Below are 14725 nucleotides of genomic sequence, written 5' to 3'. Positions count from 1 at the left end.
ACTACTTCTAAAGAAGTAGTTATAGGCACCCCAAAACGGTCACCAGAAACACCGCTTCCGGACGACTGGACCCCAACACCGAACCACGCAACCACAGCCGCAGAACACGGGCTCGACCTCATCCACGAGACAGCACAGTTCCGTGCACACGCGGCAGCGAACGATCGACGACAACGGAACTGGAACTCCGCGTTCACGATGTGGCTCGGGAACGCGAAGAAGTGGGCGAAGCCTGGGACCAACGATCTCGAGAAAGCGTGGGCGGAAACACTCGCCACACAGCCCAAGCAACGAGCGCAAGCAACGTACTGCGCCCACCACATCCCCTCGTGGGAGACATGCGACAAATGCAGAGAGGAAAAACCATGAGTGACAGTGCCGAGCGCTTGGTACAGATCAGCTACAGCAAGGGCGGCAAAACGTTTCTGCTTGCGATGCCGTCAGAGCACGCAGAGTGGGCAGAAGAAATGCTGAACCTCGACCGTACCGAGGTTGAGCGTGCAGCCGCAGAGAAAGCCTGGGACGAAGGCCAGGAGACGTTCGCCAGGGATTTCTTGAAGCCACTCTCCCCGGACATGCGCCGGGAGATATCTTCCAATCCGTACCGACGAAACGAAGGAGGAAACGATGACTGACCACAAGAAGCTGATCGAGGAGCTACGGGCCGCAGCAGAGGAGGGCCTGTACGACACGGCGGATCTGTGCGGGCGAGCCGCCGACGCTCTCGCCGCCCCGGTTCAGGTAGACGAAGCGAAGCTCGCCGAGGTGACCCGCGTGACTCTCGTGGGGCGTGCCGGTGAGCGGTCCGCTGAGCACTGGGACTACGCCGGGGTGAAGCTGTCTGTGCAGGACGACGGGCGCACACTGAAAATCCTGCCGCTGCGGGGTGGTGGGCGATGAGCTGGTTATGCCGTGTCGGAATCCACCGTTCGGACTATTCCGGAAGCGCACATACCCAGGCGCCTGCCCCGGTGCAGTGCGAGCGTTGCGGCCGGGAAGTGGTGCCGAGATGACTCTCCCCGTGATGACCCGTGACGAGCTTGCCGCGACCCCGCCGAGCGCCGTTTCTACGTCTGCACGGGATGCCGATGCCGGGGCACGGACCCGGGGCTGTTTCGGATGGTCAACGTGGGCTTGCTCGGGTTCGTGATGTGCAAAAACTGCTTGAAAGGAGAGAACGAATGAAGTCAGTGATGGCCAAATGTCGGGCCTGCGGCAAGCCTCTCGCTTACGCATACGGGGCCACAAGCCGCGATGCGTTCGAAGAAGCAGCACGCATCATTAGCGCCCATGAGGAAGAGGACCACCGGTGACCGCCCCTGATGTGCGTACCGCCGCACAGGAGGAAGCGGAGAAGCGCTGGATGAAGTTCGCGCCGAGCGACACCCGACAGGGCGCGTTCGAGAGCGACGCGTTCATTGCGGGCGCCGTGTGGGGTGCTGCACTGGTAACACCCACACGGCGGCGAGCAATCCTCGCAGTACAGCAGTCGCTCGGCTGCGATATCGACGGGCTAGAGGGCTTCATGCCTGGATGCGGAGAGCACGAGTTGGAGATCACCGAAGAAGGGCTGTGCCCCAATGCAACCGCCGCGGCAGACGTGGTTGTGGCACTCATCGGTTCCCCTGTGGGGTGGAGCTAAGGCATTTGGCGGCCCTCCTGAATGAATCTGAGAATGTCCTCCTTCGATGCATACTCAGATCGGTCGAGATTCAGCGCCCGCCAGACGTATGTTTCATCTTCGGGGCTCTCTGATTCGTCGTCTACAGGGGTCTGTCCTAAGCTCCCCTCTTCGCGCTCAAGGATCCACTCGTCGCCGTCTTTTTTTCGGATTATTGCCATGCCGCTCACCTTACCCAGGCACCGACTATCTAATCCAAAGGCCCCACACGGCGTGGGGCCTTTTCTGTACCCGAAGGAGTACTCGAATGAAGAGAATCATCACCGCCTGTGCAGCGGTCCTGTTGCTGGCAGGCTGCTCAGGCAACATCAGCACCGATACAACGGACACCGGGATCCTCGTGAAAGGCGGCGGGAGTAACGGCAGCATCTCTGTGGTTGCCGTACCGAACGGTGACTCAGAAGTCACCTGCGCAGTACTCATCGGTGCCTACAAAGGGGGGATCTCCTGCGACTGGGAGGGAAGCCGTGAGTGACCCGAGACTGGACCCTGAGCGTGACAGGGTGCACCGGATCGTGCGTGCGATCCGTGACGACGACGGCCCGGCATTGGTGGAAACCTGCCGGGCCGTTGACATGCGTGCCCTCGTCATCGCTTTCGGTGTGGAACTGATCCACATGGAACAGCAACTCGTCCGGGCGCGCAGGGTCGCTGTCGAAGCGAGACTGCCGCCCGTGAAGTACCGGCAAGGGCAGATCAACCCGGCCGGGATGAGCCAGGACCGTGCCATGCAAATCGCTATGGCGTCCGCAGAAAGGAAAACAGGATGACCGACCCCGAATGGTCCGGGTACCTCCCAGACCGAATCCAAGAAGCGAAGCAACGAACAGAGGAGCAAGCATGAGCTACGCAACCATCGACGACCCCGCACCCACGACCATCACCACTGAGCAGATCGCAGTAGACCTGTCTCTCGCAACCAACGAGGGCGGCTGGTTCGACTACAGCTACAACGAGGCCGGCGACAGCTTGCACGTCGGAATCTACAACGAGGTCGGCGTCATCGTGAAGACGTTCGAGATCAGCATGAGCATCAAGGAGATCACCGAATGAGCGGCGAAACGATTCTGACCATCGTTGGAAATTTGACCGCGGATCCTGAGCTGCGGTTCACGAACACGGGGGTGCCTCTCGCAACGTTCACTGTCGCGTCTACCCCGCGCACGTTCGACAAGCAGGCGAACGAGTGGAAGGACGGCGACGCACTGTTCATGCGGTGCAGAGTGTGGCGTGAGTTCGCTGAGCATGTCGCGTCGTCGCTGACGAAGGGCACCCGTGTGGTTGCGACAGGGCGGCTGAAGCAGCGCTCCTACGAAACGAAGGAGGGTGAGAAGCGCAGCAGCATCGAGCTTGAGGTGGACGAGATCGGCCCATCACTCCGGTACGCGACCGCGCAGGTGACGCGCACCCAGTCCGGCCGGAATGGTGCTGGGGGCTCGCAGGCGGCGTTCTCCGGGCACAGCACACCAAATACGGGCGCGAGTACGGGTGACGGCTGGGCAGCGCCCGGGACGAGCTTTGACGACAGCGAGGCACCGTTTTAGATGGACATCCCGTTCACCGGGGCGCGACCGCTCCGCGCCCACAAAACCGACGCCGGCTACGACCTCCGCACCAAGCACGGTGCACGCATCCCCGCAGGGAGCCGCCACCTCTTCAGTACCGGGGTGAGTCTGGCCCTCCCCGCGGACACTGTCGCGCTCGTGTGCTCCAGGTCAGGGCTCGCCATGCACCACGGCGTCGTCGTCCTCAACGCCCCCGGCATCATCGACGCCGGCTACCGCGGCGATATCGGCGTGCTGCTCGTGAATCACGGGCACGAAGCGTACACCGTCGCCGAGGGGGACAAGATCGCGCAGCTCGTGATCCTCGGCCTCCAACCAGTGAGGCTCGTGCGCCAAGACGAGCTCCCGCCAGCCGACCGAGGCCCCAACGGTTTCGGATCCACCGGCACCTAACCCGCCCCACACGGAGCGGGTTTTTTCATGCCCGGGGCCGGTCGAAAGGCCGGCCCCACACGAAAGGAGACACCGTGAGCTTCCTCGACCTCGACATCTACGAAAACTCTCGGGACGGGCGCACCTGCACCCTCGACCACCGCGCCGAAGTCGTCCCCCTCCACGACTTCGGACAGCAGAACGCCCCCGTGGTCGCTTGGAAAGCCCGTTACATGACCTTCTCCATGGGCAACCCTGGCGGGCTCACGAGCTACGGCCCCCGCCGCACGAACCGAGACGATGCAGTGGCAGACGCTGCACCATACGAAAGGACACCATGACCGACCCCATCAACCCCGACCACTACCGCCGCTTCCCCGTGGAAGTGATCGACCTCACCGAGCACCTGAATTTCAACCGCGGCAATGCTGTGAAGTACCTGGCGCGCGCTGGCGCGAAGCCCGGAGCTGACGAGCTCGTGGACCTTCGCAAAGCGGCATGGTACGTGGATCGTGAGATCACCCGCACCGGAGGAGTGACCGAGCTCGCAGAGACGAAAGCGCGGCTTGAGGAAGCCCGCCAGCGGCTGCGGGAAGCGCACGCCGATCACGAAGCGGAACGGGCACGGCTCCTCGCGAAGATCCCCGCGTGAAGTCGCGAATAAAGATCACCCACAAGCTGGACGGGTCAGGGCGCGTACTGTCGGTCCCCATCTGGGTACTTGCGGAGCAGGGCTGGACCGCAGTGGAAGAATTCTGCGACCGGCACGGGATCACCGCGGACCAGCTAGACAAGGACCAGCAGCGCACTGAGGGGCGCGCCGTGGTCACCCCGATTCTGGATATGGTGGACTCATGAAGCTTGAGGCCGCTATCCGGGTCGGGGAGACCGTCACGTACGCCACGTTCGAGGGCGCTGACTATGCGACCGCGTACGCGTCGATCGTGCCCCCCGAAGGCGGGCAAGTCTTGTCCGTCCGCACCACCGAGTAAACACCGAAAAGCCCCCGCGGCCCCAGCACAAGACTGGCGGCCGCGGGGGCTTTCTGCGTTGTCAGAACCAAGGCGTACAATCGAACGCATGTTCGAAGAATCCGAGTGGGCAGAAGGCGTGCTCGAGCAGCGCGACCTCAACGAGCTCCTCATCCACGACCGCACCGCAACATTCATCCTCCGCGTCGCCGGACGATCAATGGAAAACGTTGGGATCTTCGACGGCGACCATGTGCTCCTCGACCGCTCACTCGACCCACACCACGGCGATGTCGTCGTCGCCGTGCTCAACGGAGAACTGACCCTGAAAACGCTCGACCTCGGGGGAGAAGAAACCGTGCTCCGAGCAGAAAGCGGAATCTTCCCCAACATTCACCTGGACGAACACACCAGCTTCCGAGTCCTCGGCGTCGTCACAACATCGCTCAGGCACCTCAGGCAAAAACACGCAATGACACAAACCCCGCCACGGGTTTAGCCTGGCCGCATGAACTGGCAGGAAGACACCACCGATCACATCGACATTCTCGACGAAGTGCGTCCGAAGCTGCATTGAATGCGGCAATCCGGGAGTGGATGGAATAAAGAGAAACCGCCTCGGCTCAGCCTGAAGACTGAACTGAGGCGGATCGTATTTGCGGAATCACCCTCTGGATCTGAAAGAATGAAATCAGCTCAGACCTTGATGTGTCGTATGAGTGAATGCCGCGCTAGAAGTTGTAGGGCGCCGTCGTCGCGTCGTCCTTTGAAGGGTGCCGGATCAGCGCTGGGTCAGATTCGCCCTTGCGAGGATCTGAATCGTCAGCGAAAACCTCATCGGCGCCATCCATGACAGGCTCATCGAGAGTCTCTTCATCGTGCGACGAGTGATGTTCCTTCTTCATGTCGACCTCCTAATTCGAGTGGTTTTAGGAGAGTAGCCCCTGTTCATGGGAACTGGTACCAAACCAGCAGGCAAAACTTTCACCGCCGGTTTGGTGCTTTGAGAAGGGTAGATTTCTGTGACAGAAACACACATACTTATTGGCAAGGGCCCTGACGCACACTCCCCCTGGAGACAGGGCCTCGGGGGCTCATAGTCCCGGTGCCCCGCGTTTTCCCCCGATCACAGCGGGGCACCGAATCTTTAACAGGGCTTGACTGCTCTCAACTTCAATGAGACGGTGGTCTCACTCTCAGAATGAGATTAGTGGGAACTGAGGGCCGCTTTTCAACAGCGGGTGTAACGGGATAGCGCTTCGGAAAACGGTCGGGGGGCCACCGGGGCGCTATCCCGATCTACCTTCAGTAGTCGAAGGGGGTTGACGTGCGAGACATGGAACCCGACCAGCTTGTCGAGCTGGCGAGTCTACTCGTGACCCTCATGATCTTCTTCAGTATTGACGCCAAGCACCGGTTCAACAGGAAACCGCATGGCGAGAGAAACCTGTTCCACACAATCAGCATGGTTGGCGGCATCGCAACAGCGGTCGCGTTCGCGGTCGTATGGGTGGAACTCTTCCTCCCCGAGGAAAACAAAAGCATCGATGTTCTCCTCTACTTTCTGCCCTCCAGCATCGCAGTATTGGCAGCACTTATCTTGGCCTTTGAACTACTCGTACTGCATAAGGGAAAAAAGAAACCCCCGAACCAACGAGAAAACGCCCCCGCCCAGTCCGAAGACTGAACGGGGGCATCCACTACTCGGCGTACTTGCCGTACTTCGGTTCCGACGCGACACCGACACCGAGGATGTACCCCCACTTCGGGGACGCGTACACCTCGAGGAACCGGACGACCGCGTAACCGGCATACCCTGCACCAGCTGCGACGAGCGTCTGATACCCGCCCAGATCGACACCGGTAGTGCGGAGTACCACGTCAACGATGAGGGTCACGACCAGGGGGAGCAGCGTCGTGCGCACCACCGAGTCGGTGACCTGTGTGGACTTGGAATCTTGAGCCGCTGTGGGCCTCCTTAGCTGAGAGCTGCGCCGACTTTCGACGCCATGATGAGAAGCGTGAACAAGGTCGCGACCGAGGTGAGGATTCCGCCGACCGCGCCCACCACGAGATACCAGGGAGTGCGCGGTTTCTGACTGGTCTCCACCTGCGTCATTCGCAGCTCGAGGTCGCCTAGCCTGGTGCCGTGATTCGCGAGCCGTGTCTCGTACTCTTCTTGCTTGTCTTTGGTGATGGTGACGTGGTGCGGCAGGTCTGACTGCAGCATGGTCACGTCTTTGCGTAGCCCCTGCACCTCGGAGAAGATCGCATCAAGCGTCACCCGGGCAGAAGGCTGATCTTCCGGCACCCGGGTTACTGCTTCGCGAGCTTGTCGAACGTCGCATCAGGAACCAACGCGTACGCGACCGCAGCGCCCTTCGACGCACCCTCAGCGGCTCGCAGTACAGCGTTGTCTTCCTTGGTGATGGTCCGGCCGAGCTTCCCCGTGGCCGGGTTGTAGATGCGGAACCCCCGCTTGCCGGTGGTGTCTCGAACGACGATCGTTGCCATGTCTTCCTCCTTGATAAGTGGGGCCGCAGCTGATGCCACGACCCGGGTGAGATTGATTCCTGCCGGGCAGACGGTGGGGTAGCCGGCACCGTAGAAGGCGTGGATTTCCTTGTGCCCGAGGACGGTGGACTTGTCGCCTGCCCGGGTCGGGGTGAACCCGTACCGTTGGCCTACGTCGCGGATCAGCGACGCGAGCGCGTTCTCAGCGGCCGCGCTGATCGTCCAACCGGGGGCGCCCTTGTCGTTGATTACTTCTACGGTGATCGCACGCCCGTCCCACTCGTACGAGGCGGACGTGAACGCGCGCCGGTTCTCCGGCACCACACCCACGATCGTGCCGTCATTCAAAATGACGTAGTTCGCCGACAGGTCAACGGACGGGTTCGACATCATGTCGAGCACAACCTGACCGTTCGTCTGCGCAGCGTGGTGCACGATAAACCGGTCGACCTTTGCCGGGCGCGCGGTGTGCTTACCGCCGTGCCCGGACTGCTTCCCGCTGAGAGATGAAAAGACCATGAGGCCCCCTTAACTAGGTGGCCCCCTCACTCGGAGGGGGCCGTGGTTTCTTCGGCACGGAGCTTCTGCACCGCGGCCAGGATCATCTGGTCTGTGATCGCGGATTCGTCTTCGCCAGGCGGGACACCAGAATCAGCCACAGCTTTTTTGTAGGCGCGAACCCACCCGTCGGTCGAAGACAACTGCCACGCCCGGTCATTGACCCAAGTGGATGGGTTGTGGACCCCGACAGCGGCTGCACACGCGGTGACTCGGTGCAAAAGCATGTTGTCTGACGCGATCGCAACTTGCATGAGATATGACATTTTTCTCCTAGTCGATCGGGTATCTGGCTTGGTCAAAAATCCACCATGCGCTCGACGCGCCGGACCCGTAAAGTCGGATCCGCCCGTCAGGGTCGAAGTTCACCATTCTCGATAGAGCGGCGTTCGCAGGGAGGCCTTGGTGGTTGGCCTGTGTCGGGCGGAACCCGTCTGGCATGGTTGCTCCGAAACTGGTCAACGGTCCCGACCATGAAGCGTTTGTCAGCGAACCCTTGAACTCGACGTAACCGCCCTTCCTCCGGTAGTAGAGAGGCGCCGATGCATGACCAAAACCACCTGTCCACCCGTCGAGGCGAACCCAATCGGTGTCCGTGGTGAGCGTCACCTTCCCGGTAGTGATCTGGTCACCGTTGATTTGGGTGTACTTGCTGATCGCACCAGCTGTATTGCGGTGAACAATCGCCAGTTTTCCCGGGCTGAGTTCAGAATCTCTTACCCGAGTTTCGGACTGCGTCGCATACTCGATAGACATGTAGCTACCAGGCGTGATCTGAGATGACTTCTGTTTCCGGGTGGTGCCTCCCACATAAGAGTCATTGAGGATCCCACTCGCTGTCACATACGACGCCTCAGAGTTCATCTCAGTACCAGGGGCGCTTCGGTAGGCATAAAGCGAGTCAGGCGTCATCTGCGTTCCAACAAGTTTCTTGCCTGTTGCCTGATCGAAACGAACAGTAAAAATGCTCGTCGAGTTGATTTGGCTGCGTTGCACCTCGGGACCGGTCGGGGTTTTCATTGTGACCGCCCACAGCCCCGCTTTATCGAGCACAGTTTGCCGGGTTTCCAAAAGCGGGACAGTCGATTCGTAGGTGACGATTCGCCCATCGACCCGGAGTCCACCGACCAATGACGCAACCTCGTCATCGGCTGAGATTTTGGCCTTCTGCTTGTTGTCTGCCCCGAACGTGCGCAGCCCCTCAGCATCAATCTGGGTGCGCTGCCCAGTGGCTGCGGTACGAACGGTCGCCCCGGTGATAATCTTCCCGTCGATCGCGTCTGCTGCGATCTTCACGCCGGTGATCGCACCGTTCTTGATGACGACCGCGCCAAGCGAGCCAGGTACCAGAATCTGGTCTGCCTCGAACGTTTTTGCGATCCACCCGAACGCGGTGAAGATCTTGAGTCCGACCGGCCGCCCGGTGGCGTCTTCCACCCACCACTGATCCCCAACGACCAGGGGCCGCTTCTCCGAACCCTGCGGCTCGCTCGCCCCCCGGTAGTTCGCGTTCTTCCCGTCAGCGGTCGTCTGCGCATTCGCGGCCGCCTCGATCGCCTCTGCCGCCTCAGCCTGTGCCGCGTCAACAGCGATACTGAGATCGCCCTGCTCTGCGATCACATCATCGACACGCTCCGTCTCCCCGTCCCACCGTTCCCCGGCCTCTTGCGCGGTATCGTCCACACCCCACAAGTCCTCCGTCATGTCCGGCAGGACCGTGACCACCTCATCAGTGATATCGCCCACACCGGCCAAAACGTCCTCATGGTTTTCGACAGTGACCGCCGCATCAACGCCAAGACTCAGCCCCTCCTCGAGGGGTACGTCATCGTCAGCGACAAGCACCGTCGTGCGAGACACCTGACCGGTCCGCCCCAGCTGCTGAGACTGACGGACAGCTTTCGCCTGAGCATCAGCCTGCCGGGCAATCGCCCGCTTCCGCGCCAAAGGAATCATGCCGCCTCCAAAACCAGGTCAGCCACATTCAGGCCAACCCACTCAATTTCCACGATGCGATGCCACAACCGTTGCCGGCCAAGCCACCCCACCTCTGACTCAACGAGAACCGTGTCCCCAATACCGAACGTTCCCCGCCCCGCGTTCGGGTGGTCAGTGTCCACACGGATCGCGTCCACGACGAGCTTCCGGGAACGGCGGGCGAGCTCGTCACGCACCAGCTTTTCCAGCACCGGTTTCTTCGTGACCTGCTTCGCGTCAAGGACATGCACCTTCCGGCGCCGCCCATCAGGAACAGACAACGTCACCCGAAGCGCTGCACGCCCTTCTCCGGCGCCGATCCCCACCACCGTGTTCGCGTAATCAGAGGAGTCATCCTCGACCACAACCTTGTCGATAACGTTGTCGCCCTCGATGAAACGAAGCCCGTCCTGCTTCCGCCCCACGCGGGGAACTACCCGCACCTGCTTCAGGATCTTCGTGCGGTCAGCGTTCCACCCGGACCACTCCTGCCACTCCATCCCGGCCGCTTCCACAGCTTCCTCGAACGCGGTGAAGCAATCCGGGGTGTCCCACCAGAGCAGCTTCCAGGCCCCACCGTCATCACGGGCTTTGTCCTGCGCAGCCCGGGCCACGTCCTCGGCCTTCTTCTGCGCATCACCCGCGGCCTTCTCAGCGGCCTGCAACGACACCAGTTGCCCCTTCAACGGGGCCAGGGCGTTCGTCTTTGCCGTCTGCGCGGCCTTCACCGAAGCTTGCGCGTTCTTCACCGGTACCTGCGCGTCAGCAACAGCCTGAACCGCGGCCGCACGACGGTTCTTCGCCGAAGTGATCGCCGCCGCTGACGCTGGGGGCTTCTGCTTCTGCAACACCTGCAACTCGTCAAGACGTGTCTTCGCAGTCGCCTGGCGGGTCTTCACCACACCCTGCGCGGCCTTCACCGTCGCCTGACGGGCCTTGATGATCGCGTCATGCTGTTTCGTCACAGACTGAATCTGGGTGGCCTTCGCCTGCTTCGAGGCAGTCGCCGCGGCCTTGCCCTTCTTCCGAGTCGCCACAACAGCCTGCGCCGCCGCCAGCTTCTCATCCGAGTCAGTCCCCACACGCACCGAGGAAGACCCAACCACCGTCACCCCAAGGCCGGCACCAGCCGGAGCCTGCGCATGCGCCCACACATGCCGCGCCACCGCAACTGGGTCCACACGAACACCCCGGTACTCGCCCTCATACGGGCGCCCCTGCAAGAACGTGGAAAACCCGGCCGCCTCCACCGCCCACTCGAACCCATCCAACGCAGAACGAGTCGCAAGCCACGTCCCCCGGATAATGCCGTCAGTTTCCTCATGCACCCACGTCGCATACTGATCAATCAGTAGACCAGCCCCCTGCCGCAGCGCATCAACCACCGGAGCCAGCGACCCCGAAAACGAGCCAGGACCGCACAGCTTCTCACCCGACCCAGAAACAGTGACGGGGAGCTCCAACTCAAGGAACTCCCCATCAGACACCCGCTCGACGATGTACCGAAGCATCAAGACCCCCTTACACCGCGTCCTGCCACGTCAACGCAGTCTCAACAAACGTGAGTTTCAGGCCCAGCCCAGACATAGAATTCATGGCGACGGCCTGCGTCTGAGCGTTCGCAGCCAGGCCGGCTTTAAACACAAACGTCACCCGTTTGCCCCGGAGTTTTGCCGGGACCGGCACGTTATCCATCAGTCGCCAGTTTGAACGATACGTACCCGCGACTTTCCCAACAGTGTCAAAAGCGAACTTCTGCGTTGCGAACTCGTACTGTTGCTTGCTCGGCCACGTGTTTGGGCGGTATTCGGTGCCGAACTCCACCCAGTAATTCCCGAACGCATCCTTGCCGCCGTAGTAAATCACCGACATCCAGTCGGCTTCGACAATCATTCGGGTAGCACGAAGCGGGATATCGATTTCTACCTGGTTCGCGTAGCCGCCTCCGCCGGGGAAATATTCGCCGCCGTTCGCGTCGCGTCCGGACAGGTAGTTTTCAGGGCTGTCGTCAGCTGCCACTCGAGGCCGAGCGAATGCTGTTTCGGCACGAAAAGGGTCCGCCACTTCCCGCAGATCCGTGATCATGTTGGGCTGGATCGTGGATACGTTTGCCGGGTACTGGATTGCGGCCAACGCGTACGCGGTCACGTTCGCAAGCGACGGTACATCTGCAACGGTTTTTGCCGACGCCGGGACGCCCTGAACCACCCGGATACGGGTGTAGTTCAGGGCAGCTGCCTCAACCGGGTCGTAGGTCAGGGAATCCATCTCCGGATCCACAATTTCGAGAATCACCATGTCCCGGCGACTCCCAGAGGACGGAGCCCCATCAAGACCGAGCACCTCCACCTCGGCATCATTGATCGGACCGTACGACTCACGTGCAGAAACCGTCGTGTCGCGGGACTGAATCACCGCCCCGCCCGGCCCCACACGGAACCCAGGCCCAGGGGTGTTCAACGCCTGCACCCGCAAATCCTCCGGCCGAGACACACCCGACCCCTCACCCACAGACTGCTGAAACTGCCGCCGAAACAAGCGTGCAGAGTGCTCAGCATCATCAATCACATACGGCACATAGAAAGCCATGACGCTCCTTAAAAGCTTGTGAACGCCGGCGCAACACGCACCCGCAGCTCAGCGGTATTCGTCGGGTCAAACCCGCGCAAAAGAACCCGGTGCGAACCCGGGGAAAGAACCATGTCCGACAGGCGTGCACCAGCAGACGACAAAGCACCAGGGAACGCGGCACCATCCCGCTTCACCCACCGCGCCCACGCCCGCGTATCCACAACCAAGGTCTGGTCATAAGCGAGAAACGTCTTGAAGATCAGCTTCCCAACCCCAACCACGTCGATCTCCGGATTCGTCACCGGCCCCCGAACCTCAAACACAGGGTGCACCGGGAGATCCCCTGAAACAAGAACCGCCCCGTTCCTGACGGACGGGGCGGACTTGAACCGGAACGGGGCACGGGCGGGGAACCGGAGCCCCCCAGACACCGGCGGAGCGAACCGGATCACCGTCTCCTCCTCCGGCCCATACCAAAGATCATCGACGGCCTCGAAAGAAAGCACCGCCCTCCCGATACCGAAAAGGCGGTTCTGCTGGTCTTCCTCAATCTCGAGGGGTATCCCGTACGCTGACCGTCCAGACTCCGCGGTCAGCGTCCCGAGTTGTCCCGGGGGTCCGGCACGCCACCCCGCGATCAGGGAACGCGCCACCTCATCAAACGACAGATCGGCAGACGCCCGCGCCTCCACTTCGAGAGACACCGACTGCCCACCCCGAGTGACACGCCCAAACCGGCGCCCATCACCCCGCGGATTCGGATACGACTCCGCAGACACCATCCGGGACACCCGAGGGAACCCCATCAGGCCCAGACCCTCAAGAGTTCCCCCGAGCACCACACGGCGGTCGCCCGCATCCATGACCCATGCCATCAGTACCTCGCCTTCCGGCCCTCACGAGCACTGTCCTGAACAAATGAATCCACAGCACGATTCGCCTCAACCTGCATCCGGCCCACGATCTGGTTGTTCACGTCCCGAACTACAAGCTCGCCGGAGGATGAGTAATAGTTATTCACCACAGTTGCGACCGTCTGCTGGCGGCCCGGCTGCCACGCACCAGCGTTCATCTGCTTCAGTTCAGACCGGTAGTAAGACGCCCACGGCTCCTGAATGACCTCTTCGCCCTTGGACAAATTGACGTTGATCGAGTCAGACTTTGCAGTACCCCGGCCCCAGACTGTCCCGTCAGAAACACCACCGCCGATGCCAAGTACGTGCCTACTCCGGCCAGGCACAGTGCCGCCAGAAGCCAAACCCACCGTTCCGCCATACGCCCGACCGCCACCAGAATCGACCGGTACTGAAACGGCAGCAGTGACTCCAACATGCGCCCCCATCGAGATGGACGCGAGAAGGTTGCTAACGCCGGTCAGCGCACCCATCGCCGCCCCAGTGTCAGCAGAAACACTCGTGTTCACATGCGGTTTGATAGAGTCCTGGGCGCCTTTGGTCCCCTTGAGCTTCTCAGTCGCTACACCTGCATCAGTAGTGACATTCGCGGGTGTGTCCTTCGGGATATCCTTTGCAGCGCCAGTGACCTTCTCAAGAGCTTGCTGAACAGCATTTGCGGTAGGCACTCGCTGATCGGCCCAGGCCTTCGCCGCCTCTGCGTCTTCACCCAGAGCCACGCGCTGATCGATGAGCTTCTGACGGGCATCGTCAAGAATCGCGTTTGCATCCGCCTGGGCTCCGCCGGCTTCCATGACACTTGCCGCAGACTTCTTTGCCGCCTCAGCAATGTCCAACATCGCCTTTTCGGTGTTGGAGCCGTTCTCAGTGAAGTAACCAAGTTCCCCAGCACCGTCATTGACAATCTTGTTCAGCTTTCGAATGTTGTCCTGAAGAGCGATAGCAGCACGGTCCGAAGAGATTTGCGCCGACCCAAAATTCAGGATCTCGTTGGAAAGATCCGCTATGGCCTTCGACGCGTCAACCGCTACTCCTGAGATTTCTTCGAGGGATCGCGCTGATTTCTCGGCCGCGTAGTCGATATTCCCCATGGCCAGCGCCAGTACGTCACCCTCGCTGCCGACCTCGCCAATGTCGATTGCTGCCTTCACAAACTCAGCGCGGAGTTCCGGCATCTGATTGAGTAAGGTCTCGACCTTGATCTCGTCCATACCAGCAGCCATGCCTTGAAAGCCCTCAAGCACAGACCCAAAATCTGTCTGCGCCAGAGCCGCTAGCTCGACACCCATTTGCTGCAGGTTCTCGAGCGCCTTGTTGTCGGCAAACCCTTTCACAACCCAGATGCTCTCGTTAGCTTCACGGACACGATCCATTAGGCCGGGCAGATCTTCGAGCGACTCCCTAAAACCATCAGTCCAGAAGTTCGATTTCGTGTTCTGGGTGGCGATCTGCAGCGCGTCTACCAAGTTCGTCGTTTGCTGAAGTGCGATGCCAAATTCACTCTGCTTCGTCTTGCCCGCTTCGACGGTCTGCGAGAAAGCGAACATCGCAGAAGCAGCAATCGCCAGGGTGCCTACCAACGGACTTGTGAGTAGAGAAACG

Annotated in this window: 24 protein-coding genes; 14 read left to right on the top strand and 10 right to left on the bottom strand. The window is 61.0% G+C overall.

The annotated features are described in order from the left end of the window. The first annotated feature begins 365 nt into the window (after positions 1-365). From OOT08_RS05175 to OOT08_RS05165, 3 genes are all read left to right on the top strand, one after another. Positions 366-635, top strand: a complete 270-nt coding sequence (locus OOT08_RS05175; RefSeq protein ID WP_325091504.1) for a hypothetical protein — start codon at positions 366-368, stop codon at positions 633-635. Further along, positions 628-900 (top strand): hypothetical protein, encoded by a 273-nt coding sequence (locus OOT08_RS05170; RefSeq protein WP_325091503.1) that lies wholly within the window; start codon positions 628-630, stop codon positions 898-900. The genes OOT08_RS05175 and OOT08_RS05170 overlap by 8 nt, the downstream gene beginning before the upstream one ends. Before the next feature lie 409 nt (positions 901-1309). After that, positions 1310-1642: a hypothetical protein gene (locus OOT08_RS05165; RefSeq protein ID WP_325091502.1), complete on the top strand. Its 333-nt coding sequence runs from the start codon at positions 1310-1312 to the stop codon at positions 1640-1642. On the opposite strand, the gene OOT08_RS05160 is transcribed toward OOT08_RS05165, so the two are convergent. After that, on the bottom strand, positions 1639-1842 hold the full coding sequence (locus OOT08_RS05160; protein WP_325091501.1) for a hypothetical protein: 204 nt from the start codon (positions 1840-1842) through the stop codon (positions 1639-1641). The genes OOT08_RS05165 and OOT08_RS05160 overlap by 4 nt on opposite strands. Positions 1843-1928: 86 nt before the next feature. Here OOT08_RS05160 and OOT08_RS05155 point away from each other — a divergent pair, with 86 nt between their 5' ends. From OOT08_RS05155 to OOT08_RS05110, 10 genes are all read left to right on the top strand, one after another. Next, complete coding sequence (locus tag OOT08_RS05155) at positions 1929-2156, top strand: hypothetical protein (RefSeq protein ID WP_325091500.1); 228 nt, start codon at positions 1929-1931, stop codon at positions 2154-2156. Between the two features lie 28 nt (positions 2157-2184). Further along, the gene (locus OOT08_RS05150; protein WP_325091499.1) at positions 2185-2451 is read left to right on the top strand and encodes a hypothetical protein; all 267 of its coding nucleotides are present in this window, start codon (positions 2185-2187) and stop codon (positions 2449-2451) included. 70 nt (positions 2452-2521) lie between these two features. Continuing rightward, entirely contained in the window at positions 2522-2734 is a 213-nt protein-coding gene (locus OOT08_RS05145) for a hypothetical protein (RefSeq protein ID WP_325091498.1), read from the top strand. Continuing rightward, positions 2731-3225, top strand: a complete 495-nt coding sequence (locus tag OOT08_RS05140) for a single-stranded DNA-binding protein (RefSeq protein ID WP_325091496.1) — start codon at positions 2731-2733, stop codon at positions 3223-3225. The genes OOT08_RS05145 and OOT08_RS05140 overlap by 4 nt, the downstream gene beginning before the upstream one ends. Beyond that, complete coding sequence (gene dut, locus OOT08_RS05135; protein WP_325091494.1) at positions 3226-3639, top strand: dUTP diphosphatase; 414 nt, start codon at positions 3226-3228, stop codon at positions 3637-3639. A 74-nt stretch (positions 3640-3713) separates the two neighbouring features. After that, entirely contained in the window at positions 3714-3959 is a 246-nt protein-coding gene (locus tag OOT08_RS05130; RefSeq protein ID WP_325091493.1) for a hypothetical protein, read from the top strand. After that, the gene (locus OOT08_RS05125; RefSeq protein ID WP_325091492.1) at positions 3956-4270 is read left to right on the top strand and encodes a DUF3310 domain-containing protein; all 315 of its coding nucleotides are present in this window, start codon (positions 3956-3958) and stop codon (positions 4268-4270) included. Before OOT08_RS05130 ends, OOT08_RS05125 begins: the two co-directional genes overlap by 4 nt. Next, positions 4267-4476, top strand: a complete 210-nt coding sequence (locus tag OOT08_RS05120) for a hypothetical protein (RefSeq protein WP_325091491.1) — start codon at positions 4267-4269, stop codon at positions 4474-4476. The genes OOT08_RS05125 and OOT08_RS05120 overlap by 4 nt, the downstream gene beginning before the upstream one ends. Then, positions 4473-4610, top strand: coding sequence for a hypothetical protein (locus OOT08_RS05115; RefSeq protein WP_325091490.1), 138 nt, complete (start codon positions 4473-4475; stop codon positions 4608-4610). The genes OOT08_RS05120 and OOT08_RS05115 overlap by 4 nt, the downstream gene beginning before the upstream one ends. A gap of 88 nt (positions 4611-4698) precedes the next feature. Then, positions 4699-5088 (top strand): LexA family protein, encoded by a 390-nt coding sequence (locus OOT08_RS05110; RefSeq protein WP_325091488.1) that lies wholly within the window; start codon positions 4699-4701, stop codon positions 5086-5088. A 232-nt stretch (positions 5089-5320) separates the two neighbouring features. Here the strand turns inward: OOT08_RS05110 and OOT08_RS05105 are convergent, their stop codons facing one another. Then, complete coding sequence (locus tag OOT08_RS05105) at positions 5321-5494, bottom strand: hypothetical protein (RefSeq protein ID WP_325091487.1); 174 nt, start codon at positions 5492-5494, stop codon at positions 5321-5323. A 422-nt stretch (positions 5495-5916) separates the two neighbouring features. Between OOT08_RS05105 and OOT08_RS05100 the strand changes: the two genes are divergently transcribed. Then, positions 5917-6276, top strand: coding sequence for a hypothetical protein (locus OOT08_RS05100; protein WP_325091486.1), 360 nt, complete (start codon positions 5917-5919; stop codon positions 6274-6276). 13 nt (positions 6277-6289) lie between these two features. On the opposite strand, the gene OOT08_RS05095 is transcribed toward OOT08_RS05100, so the two are convergent. The 8 genes from OOT08_RS05095 to OOT08_RS05060 all read right to left on the bottom strand — a co-directional run. Further along, on the bottom strand, positions 6290-6514 hold the full coding sequence (locus OOT08_RS05095; protein ID WP_325091484.1) for a hypothetical protein: 225 nt from the start codon (positions 6512-6514) through the stop codon (positions 6290-6292). A gap of 53 nt (positions 6515-6567) precedes the next feature. After that, on the bottom strand, positions 6568-6900 hold the full coding sequence (locus OOT08_RS05090; protein WP_325091482.1) for a hypothetical protein: 333 nt from the start codon (positions 6898-6900) through the stop codon (positions 6568-6570). Between the two features lie 5 nt (positions 6901-6905). Beyond that, positions 6906-7622, bottom strand: a complete 717-nt coding sequence (locus OOT08_RS05085; RefSeq protein ID WP_325091480.1) for a peptidoglycan recognition protein family protein — start codon at positions 7620-7622, stop codon at positions 6906-6908. A gap of 312 nt (positions 7623-7934) precedes the next feature. Then, positions 7935-9617: a hypothetical protein gene (locus tag OOT08_RS05080; RefSeq protein ID WP_325091479.1), complete on the bottom strand. Its 1683-nt coding sequence runs from the start codon at positions 9615-9617 to the stop codon at positions 7935-7937. Beyond that, positions 9614-11149 (bottom strand): hypothetical protein, encoded by a 1536-nt coding sequence (locus tag OOT08_RS05075; RefSeq protein ID WP_325091477.1) that lies wholly within the window; start codon positions 11147-11149, stop codon positions 9614-9616. Before OOT08_RS05075 ends, OOT08_RS05080 begins: the two co-directional genes overlap by 4 nt. A gap of 10 nt (positions 11150-11159) precedes the next feature. Continuing rightward, positions 11160-12227, bottom strand: a complete 1068-nt coding sequence (locus OOT08_RS05070) for a hypothetical protein (protein WP_325091476.1) — start codon at positions 12225-12227, stop codon at positions 11160-11162. A gap of 8 nt (positions 12228-12235) precedes the next feature. Then, positions 12236-13084: a hypothetical protein gene (locus OOT08_RS05065; protein ID WP_325091473.1), complete on the bottom strand. Its 849-nt coding sequence runs from the start codon at positions 13082-13084 to the stop codon at positions 12236-12238. After that, positions 13084-14725 (bottom strand): hypothetical protein (locus tag OOT08_RS05060; protein ID WP_325091472.1); only part of this gene is annotated, 1642 nt, incomplete at its 5' end. The genes OOT08_RS05065 and OOT08_RS05060, both read right to left, overlap by 1 nt.

Source organism: Leucobacter sp. M11 (assembly GCF_035726885.1).
In the GTDB taxonomy this organism is placed as follows: Bacteria; Actinomycetota; Actinomycetes; order Actinomycetales; family Microbacteriaceae; genus JAPFRB01.
The sequence above is the reverse complement of the archived record's forward strand: the minus strand, read 5'-3'. Positions and strand labels throughout refer to the sequence as shown.